Here is an 8,240-nt window from a genome sequence, read left to right on the forward strand (position 1 = left end):
TCTGAGATTGCTATTTTGTTATCTTCCAAATATTGCTTCGTAAGAGTCGCTGTGATACGATTTGCTTAAGACGTTCTCCATGTTGGACGATTCAACTGAAGAAATACGGAACTCTCGAGGTGTTTTCTACTTAATGTTTTAGGGAGCTGTGATTATGGAAGCTTTTTGTATAGAGAGTGCCGATCAAATTCGAGAACTATGGTCAAAGACTTACAACACAGAAGGGAGACCCGACTGGTCTCACATTCTTCCTTACTACGACGAAAACATTCTCTTCAAAGACACTATCCAGGAAATCCGGGGGATCGAAGAATTCAAGAAAATGACAGAAAGGCTTGCCGAGAGATCTAAAGAGCTGAAGATGGCGGTTCTTAGAGTCGTTAAGGAAGATAAAGTAGTCTTTGTCGAATGGGAAATGACGATACTCTTCAAAAAGACGAGGACTTCAGTAATTTATGGTACGAGCCGTCTCTCTCTTAGCGAAGAGGGAAAGATAATCGAGCAGAGAGATTACTATGACCTTTGGGGCGATATCTTCGACAACATTCCCTCATTCAGAAAGCCTTACAGGCGTTTCATGAGAAAACACTTCGGATAGGTTTTGCATATGGAGAGAGGCGAGAACACCATCCGCAAATACTGGAAACAATACAAATGGTCAAACATCCGCGCGATGATGAAGAACAACAAGTCCGATCCAAAGATTTGCAATGATGATTTCGAGGATCGCCTAATGGTTATCACCGGAGGCACATCGGGTATTGGATACTACACATGCAGGAAGTATGCAAGCCATGGGGCGAAGATTTTTTCCATAAACAGAAACAGGGAGAAATCGGAAAGGCTTTGCGACGAACTCAAACGTGACTTCGGTGTCCAGTGTTCATATATGATAGCCGACTTCAGCAGTCTAAACGATAGCCTGAGAGTCGGTGAAGAGCTCTCGGCGATGGGAGATACAATAGATGTCTTAATACACAACGCGGGAGTCTATCTGAAGCGCAAAGAGCTAACAAAGGAAGGCTTAGAAACGACGTTCGTTGTCAATTATCTCTCCTCGTTCGTCATCAACTATCTGATAAAAGAGAAGATGAAAGCTCAAGGAAAGGGACGCATTATTATGGTGAACTCGGAAGGTCATCGCTTCGCCGTCTGGGGAATAGAAACGGAGGACCTTAACTGGCAGAAGAGACGCTACAGTGGCCTTAAGGCCTACGGTTCCGCAAAGACTTGCCAGCTGCTTAGTATGCTTATTCTCGATCAATACTTCGAAGGAAGCGGCGTCACAATCAACGCAATGCACCCCGGTGCAGTCAAGACGAGTACGGGAAAGGAAAATGGGGCGTTCTACAAATGGTATAAGAGAAATGTTGTCGACAGATTCTCACGCTCCCCGGAAATCTCGGCAGAAGCCCTTTTCTATTTGGGTGCTTCCCGCGATCTCCAGGATATCGGTGGAAGGTTCTTCAACCTAACCACGGAAGAGATTCCGGCCCCTCCCGCACTCGACATGGAAACAGCTAATGAACTCTGGCAGGTAAGCCTGCGAATGGGGGGACTCAATGATGGAGATCTTTGACGCGATAATAGTTGGCGGTGGAATAGCCGGAATGACCAGTGCCGCATATATTGCAAAGCACGGAGCTAAAGTCCTCTTGTTGGAGAAGAACGAGAAATGTGGCGGCCTGATCAACTCCTTCTGGAGGGATGGCTTCCTCTTTGACGGTGGTGTAAGGGCGCTCGAAAGTGCGGGAATCATTCTTCCGATGCTAAGGGAGCTTGGGATTGAAATCGAAAGAGTCAAGAGTCCGGTATCTGTCGGGATTGAAGATAGTGTTATTCGTGTGACCTCGAAGGAAAGTTTGAAGGAGTACTCAGATCTCCTTAAAAAGATGTATCCTGGAAGCGAGGATGAGATCGAGAGAGTTGTTTCATTCATAAAGAGAATCATGAAGGACATGGAGATTCTCTACGGAGTCGATAATCCCCTTTTCATGGACTTCAAGAATAACAAGTCGTATTTTGTCAAAGTGTACCTGCCCTGGCTGTTCAAGTTCCTTTTCACTCTCCGAAGAATAGGGAAATTCCAGATGCCGGTCGAGGAATTTCTCGAGAAGATTGTCCAAAACAGGTCTTTGAGAGATATCATTGATCAGCATTTCTTCAAGAACACTCCCACTTTTTTCGCCATGAGTTATTTCTACCTTTATCAGGATTACTTCTACCCGAAGGGCGGAGTTGGAACTATGGCTGAACGCGTAAGAGAAAAAATAATCCATTTTGGCGGGGAAGTCGAGACGGGTAGGGAAGTGACCGAGATCCATGCCGGAAAAAAAGTAATCGTGGATAGCAATGGAAGATCCTATAAGTACAGGAAACTCGTGTGGGCTGCCGACCTAAAGAAGCTCTACTCCATTCTGAAAACAGATGGACTGCCTGAAGTCGAAGTGGAAACGATCAACACGTTTAGATCCGAGATATCGAAGAAACACGGGACCGATTCTATCTTCAGCGTCTTCATCGCGATTGATGAACCGCCCGAAAAATTCGAAGCGATCTCGAGCGAGCACTTTTTCTATACCCCTTCAAAGAAGGGGCTTGGCGAGACTCATCGCAGCGAAATGAAGTCTATGCTTGAGAACTGGTCGGTCAATTCAAAAGAAGAAGTCATGAGCTGGCTGGACAGGTTCTGTGAACTGAGCACCTACGAGATTTCGATCCCAGTTCTCAAGGACAAAAACCTAGCCCCTGAAGGAAAGACCGGCGTGATAGTAAGCACTCTATTCGAATACGAGATAGTGAAAAAAGCGTATGAATCCGGCTGGTACGGCGAGCTGAAAGAAGAGCTCGAAAAGAGAATAATCAAAGTCCTCTCAGACTCAGTGTACCCGATTTTGAAAGACGGGATTCTCTTTTCATTCTCCAGCAGCCCTCTTTCAATAGAGAGTTACGCCGGCAGCTCGGAAGGCTCGATCGTAGGATGGTCTTTCGAGGAGCCGATACCAGTGGTAGCCAGTATGATGAAGATAAACAGCTCGGTCAAAACGAAGATACCGGATGTTCTTCAGGCCGGCCAGTGGGCTTACAGCCCTTCCGGTGTACCGATAAGCATACTTACGGGAAAGCTGGCGGCCGATTCCGTTATAAAGACCATGAAGAACGATTGATCCGGCAGCTAAAAACCACAACGTTGTCTGTAGACCAGTGACTGTGGTCTTCGGACAAGTAGAAGATCGCCTCTTTGGATAAATATATGATTGGCTCGACAATCGAGTAATGAAGGAAAGAATATTATGAACATCAGCAGTTTGATTCCAGATAATTCCGAAAAGGGTACTGGACTGATTCTAGAAAACCGGGGCCTCTACCTCTTTCAGGTTTCTGGAAGGAAGCATCGAACAGAGTCCGGAGAAAGGTTCTTCGCCGGAATCGGTGGACACTGTGAAGAAGGCGAGGGGTTCATCCAGGCAGCAAAACGCGAAGCAGTTGAAGAGACTGGAAAGGCCGTTGAAATAATTCATTCAGCGAGGACAGATATAGTTCAGTCAGACGGAAGCGTTGTCGATACCATTGAGCTTCCATCCCCAGCCCCCAGAATGATATACAAAATGCTTGATCGACGAAAGAACTTGCCAGAGAAAGGACCGTACTTCATCGCCTGCTTTAATGCGCATTTCATAGATGATACTCCCTTCAAACTCGACCCCGAGGAGGTAAGCGCTTTGATTGCCATATCTAAAGAATTGCTTTGCGAAAGTCTTGAGCGCAAGATAGGACTTGAAGATATAATCTCGCCAGGGGGAAAAGTCGTCGCCGGTTCTCTGAAAGCCGGGATCATGCTCTTTCCCCTCGGAACGGCAGTAGCTCTAGCGAATCTCTTGAAAAGAGGCAAAGAACCTTCGGAGGTTGATCATGACGAGTGAAGTATTGCTTATTGGAAATCCATTGCTACGGGAAAGATCATCTCCGGTTACTGACTTTCAAAGCCAGGAGACGATAAAGCAGTTCGCTATGCTAAAGCAGGCCCTTGACGAATTCAGGAATGAAAAGGGCTTTGGCCGCGGAATTTCTGCCCCGCAAATCGGTATTCTTAAGAGAATCGTTGCGCTCAATCTAGGTCAGGAAAGTTTCATTATTGTGAACCCTCGAATTACCAACCGCAGCAAACCCGTATTTACTATGTGGGATGACTGCATGTCCTTTCCACATCTGCTCATTAGGCTCGAAAGAAGCCTTTCGATAGATGTCGTGTATGAAGATGAAAGGGGAATCGAACACGAGTGGAAGGGGGTGGATCAGGCAAGATCGGAGCTGCTTCAGCATGAGATAGACCACCTCGACGGCATTCTCGCAATAGATCACGCATTAGATGCCAAAAGTATCATATATCGCTCGGAATATGAAAGGAATCGCGAATACTACGATCGCCTTGTAGACTACATTATCAAGCCGACAATTTCAGATTAAACTACTTAATCAAAGAACGATATTCATTGCCTGAAGCCAGTGGCGGGCAATAAGGGCGTGGCCCTCGGGAGTGGGGTGAACGCCGTCTTCGGCCCAGAATTCTGGCTGGCGTCTTGCAGCTGCAGCAGCGAAAATTCCATCTAGCGGAACGTAAATCGCTCCAAATTCCCTTGCAACTCTCCTGATTATCTGAATCTTCGGCCCAAGATCTTCAGTCCATCTCTCCATCTCTGAGAAAACTGGAAGGAAGAAGGGTTCCGTTATTATCACAGATGCCCCCTTTGACCTGACCGATTCCAGTAGATACCTGTAGTCGTTTTCGAAGCACTCCGGCTCCGTTCTATCGTTGCTGTCATAGAGGCGCCAGCAGTCGTTTATCCCTACAAGTATAGAAACCCAGTCAGGAGAGAGATCAAGGCAGTCAACTTCCCAGCGTCGGCGAAGATCCCGTACCCTATCTCCTCCAACACCTCTGTTCAGAAACTCGATTCTCAGTTCCGGATGCGCAGAACCCACGAGTCCAGAGATAATTGCAGGATACCCGTTCCCAAGAGAGAAAAAGTCCCCTCTGTCTCTATCGGTATCGGTTACGCTGTCCCCTTGAAAGAGGACTCTTTGACCTTCTCTAAGAAACACTCTCTTCATCCCCCTGCTTATGAATAGACAGTATACTTCCAAAAAACTGCGAAAACTAATCAAAGCAACCTACAAGGAAATCTTCTCCCTGTATCTTCCCTCGATCCAGTCTCTGGCGATCCTGTGGGCAAGGTCGACATCATAACTTCCGTAGGCGGCCGCCGAATAGATAAAACCGGCATTGAAGGAATCCCCGGCTCCAATCGTATCCACAACGTTCTCTGACCTTTCGGTCGAATACTCTTTTGAACTGTCTCTAGAGATCATGAGCGAACCTTCAGAGCCCATCTTCACCATCGCATTACTGGTGAACTCCCTCTGAAAGCTTTCAACGGCGCTGGAAATCGAAGCTTCTTGTGTCACCTCGTTTAGTTCGGCTTCGTTGGGTAAGAACCAGTCTAATGAATTCAGCAAGCTCCTTATCTGAGGTCTGAATGACTTCCAGCCATCGGGAGGCCATCCCGGATCAAGGTAAATAACGTTGTCATTGTGAAGGGATTCCACAAGCGTTTTCAAGTCTCCCCTTCTCAAACCGTTAAGAACATTGATTCCACAAAACAGGATATGTGCGCCTTTGACGTTAGTAAGCTTATTGCTAACAAAGTCAACATCCATGAAACGCATGACAGATTCGTCGCTCAAGAAGCTTCTCTCACTGCTTGTATGAGCTATCGCAACTGTATGAGGAGTCTTGCCTTCGATGAGGGCAAGCCCTTCGACGGAAATTCCCATTTCAATGAATCGTTGCTCTAATGCCTTCCCGAAGAGATCATTTCCGGCTACCGTCACTATATCCACCGGTACTCCGAGATCGGCAAGCACGACAGCCGTGTTGGCCGCCTGCCCGCCGATACGCATATCAACAGTATCTACTCCTATCTCCGTTCCCCATTCAGGCCAGTCGTCAATCGGACCTGCTATGATATCGACATCAACATTGCCAACTATAACTACTCTGTCCATTCCACCACTCTCTTCTCCAATATCAGCGGGCAAGAAACATCAATTCTGAATGATTATTGCATCCGTGAAGAATGCAGTACTTTGAAAGGAAACGCGATTCACCGTCGCAGGACATCATCTCAGAAGAGGCTGCGAAATGGACGATAAACAAAAAGCCAGAAGCCGGAAGAAGAACGGAAAAAACCAATATTCCGGCTATGCGGACTGGAAAAAACAGATATATCTATATCCTTACGCGTGATCATAAATCTGAAATTTATGAAGATGCTTCAGCCCTTATGGCATTCACTGCAACAATGAACGCAGCCGTCGACATTTGGGTATATCTCTCGCGCCTTCTGAAGGGCCCCGAAACAGTTCACGAAATCTCCAAGCCTTCTCTTCGATTCTACTTCCTTGAGCCTATCGCAGAACTCCGTATGGATTTCATGTTCTCCGGTCGGCTTTGCGTTGTCATCTACGTAGTAAATCACTTCACAACACCTCCTTCAAACAAATGCTGTGGTTGTCCTTAATTGAAGCGCAAATCAATCTTCACTATCTAATATTATAGCACCCAATGCGGCTTACAATAATGATCGATTCTCGAGAAATAGAATCTCATGTTCATTGATCATTACTTCATAAACTCGATCGGCTTTCGACTTATAATCGCTTATATGGAGGTGATATGAAAAATGATAAGAGCTACGATTTTCCCCGGGAGATACGTTCAGGGATCCGGTGCGCTTAATTCTTTGGGAAAGGAACTGAAAAGATTCGGCAGAAACGCCTTTGTAATAACCGATCCGTTTGTGTATGAAAACATAATTCCTTCTATCAAGAGTTCCCTGAATCAAGAATTATCTGCAGAGATAATCGAGTTTAGCGGGGAGTGTTCTGATGAAGAAATTGAAAGACTCTCCGGAAAAGCCGGAGACAAAGCCGACGTGCTTGTCGGAATTGGTGGAGGAAAGACCCTTGACACCGCAAAAGCTGTCGCTCACAATCTAAAGATTCCTGTGGCTATCGTTCCCACTATCGCTTCAACGGACGCGCCTTGCAGCGCCCTCTCGGTTATATATACGCCCGAAGGAGAGTTCAAGAGATACCTATTCCTTCCGAAGAATCCGGATCTTGTTCTAGTCGATTCCAAGATTATAGCTTCGGCACCCGCGAGGTTTCTTGTTTCCGGTATGGGAGACGCTCTTGCAACTTGGTTTGAAGCAAGGTCCTGCCAGATTGGAAACGCGAAGAACATGACAGGCAATCCCGGTTCTATGACCGCCTATTCTCTCGCAAGAGTCTGCTACGAAACTCTCTTGAAATATGGAGAACAGGCAAAGAATGCTTGCGAAGCACATGTCGTGACTTCGTCTCTAGAAAAGGTTATCGAAGCGAACACTCTGTTGAGTGGTCTTGGATTTGAGAGTGGCGGTCTTGCTGCTGCTCACGCTATTCACAATGGGCTTACAGCCCTGGAAGAGACTCATAGGTTCTTCCACGGAGAGAAAGTCGCCTTTGGAACGCTTGCATCGCTCTTCCTTACTGAGAAGGACCCCGCCGTAATCGATGAAGTGTTCGACTTCTGTGAAACAGTCGGACTTCCAACAACGCTTGCAGAAATCGGGCTGGGCAAGGTTACTGATGAGCAGCTAATGAAAGTTGCAGCAGCTTCCTGCACAGAAGGTGAGACAATTCACAACGAATTGGTCGAGATAACGCCTGAAACAGTGTTTTCTGCGCTCAAGGCAGCGGATGCATATGGAAAGTATAGAAACGAGGTCTAGTCTTCTAGTCCTTCCTTAACCTCCTTTAGTTGCATAGCCGATTTGAAGCCGGGGATTCCTCCGGCTGATTTCTTTATCTAGAATATTCTGCTTTTTTGTCAAAGAGGTTTTATCTCTTCTCAAAAAGATCTCGATTACAATTATACAGCTCCTTGAAAGCTTCCTTCCTCTCAAACATGTATTCTCTCAAGTCGCTCCAGGGTTTGACAACGACATATCTCTCTTTGATTTTGTTGACGTCTTCCGACCCGAGTTCGACAGAAAAAAGGCTAAAGGGGCACAAAATGAAGAAGAGAAGTTCTGAAAGCCTTTATTCAACCTAAGTTCCCGAAAAGTCTAACGATGAAAACTTTGTAAAGCGTTGAAAAGACTTAGCCAGGGTTATTTTCTCTAGGTTTATTCCTC

9 protein-coding genes are annotated in these 8,240 nt (G+C 46.3%); 6 read left to right on the forward strand and 3 right to left on the reverse strand.

Annotated elements, in window-relative coordinates:
* The first annotated feature begins 154 nt into the window (after positions 1-154).
* From B3K42_RS12545 to B3K42_RS12565, 5 genes are all read left to right on the forward strand, one after another.
* Positions 155-598 (forward strand): nuclear transport factor 2 family protein, encoded by a 444-nt coding sequence (locus B3K42_RS12545; RefSeq protein WP_110991056.1) that lies wholly within the window; start codon positions 155-157, stop codon positions 596-598.
* 9 nt (positions 599-607) lie between these two features.
* Positions 608-1,579, forward strand: coding sequence for an SDR family NAD(P)-dependent oxidoreductase (locus tag B3K42_RS12550; RefSeq protein WP_110991057.1), 972 nt, complete (start codon positions 608-610; stop codon positions 1,577-1,579).
* A complete protein-coding gene (locus B3K42_RS12555; protein WP_110991058.1) occupies positions 1,563-3,167 on the forward strand; it encodes a phytoene desaturase family protein in 1,605 nt (534 codons plus the stop codon). The genes B3K42_RS12550 and B3K42_RS12555 overlap by 17 nt, the downstream gene beginning before the upstream one ends.
* A 126-nt stretch (positions 3,168-3,293) precedes the next feature.
* Positions 3,294-3,923, forward strand: a complete 630-nt coding sequence (locus tag B3K42_RS12560; protein WP_110991059.1) for an NUDIX domain-containing protein — start codon at positions 3,294-3,296, stop codon at positions 3,921-3,923.
* The gene (locus B3K42_RS12565) at positions 3,913-4,467 is read left to right on the forward strand and encodes a peptide deformylase (RefSeq protein WP_110991060.1); all 555 of its coding nucleotides are present in this window, start codon (positions 3,913-3,915) and stop codon (positions 4,465-4,467) included. Before B3K42_RS12560 ends, B3K42_RS12565 begins: the two co-directional genes overlap by 11 nt.
* A 9-nt stretch (positions 4,468-4,476) precedes the next feature.
* On the opposite strand, the gene B3K42_RS12570 is transcribed toward B3K42_RS12565, so the two are convergent.
* The 3 genes from B3K42_RS12570 to B3K42_RS12580 form a co-directional block, all read right to left on the reverse strand.
* A complete protein-coding gene (locus B3K42_RS12570) occupies positions 4,477-5,103 on the reverse strand; it encodes an SGNH/GDSL hydrolase family protein (protein ID WP_220026659.1) in 627 nt (208 codons plus the stop codon).
* 69 nt (positions 5,104-5,172) lie between these two features.
* On the reverse strand, positions 5,173-6,066 hold the full coding sequence (locus B3K42_RS12575; protein WP_110991062.1) for a carbohydrate kinase family protein: 894 nt from the start codon (positions 6,064-6,066) through the stop codon (positions 5,173-5,175).
* A 269-nt stretch (positions 6,067-6,335) separates the two neighbouring features.
* Positions 6,336-6,539, reverse strand: a complete 204-nt coding sequence (locus B3K42_RS12580) for a hypothetical protein (RefSeq protein ID WP_110991063.1) — start codon at positions 6,537-6,539, stop codon at positions 6,336-6,338.
* 204 nt (positions 6,540-6,743) lie between these two features.
* Here B3K42_RS12580 and B3K42_RS12585 point away from each other — a divergent pair, with 204 nt between their 5' ends.
* Positions 6,744-7,835 (forward strand): glycerol dehydrogenase, encoded by a 1,092-nt coding sequence (locus B3K42_RS12585; RefSeq protein WP_110991064.1) that lies wholly within the window; start codon positions 6,744-6,746, stop codon positions 7,833-7,835.
* Positions 7,836-8,240 lie beyond the last annotated feature (405 nt).

The organism is Mesotoga sp. UBA6090, assembly GCF_002435945.1.
Classification (GTDB): Bacteria; Thermotogota; Thermotogae; order Petrotogales; family Kosmotogaceae; genus Mesotoga.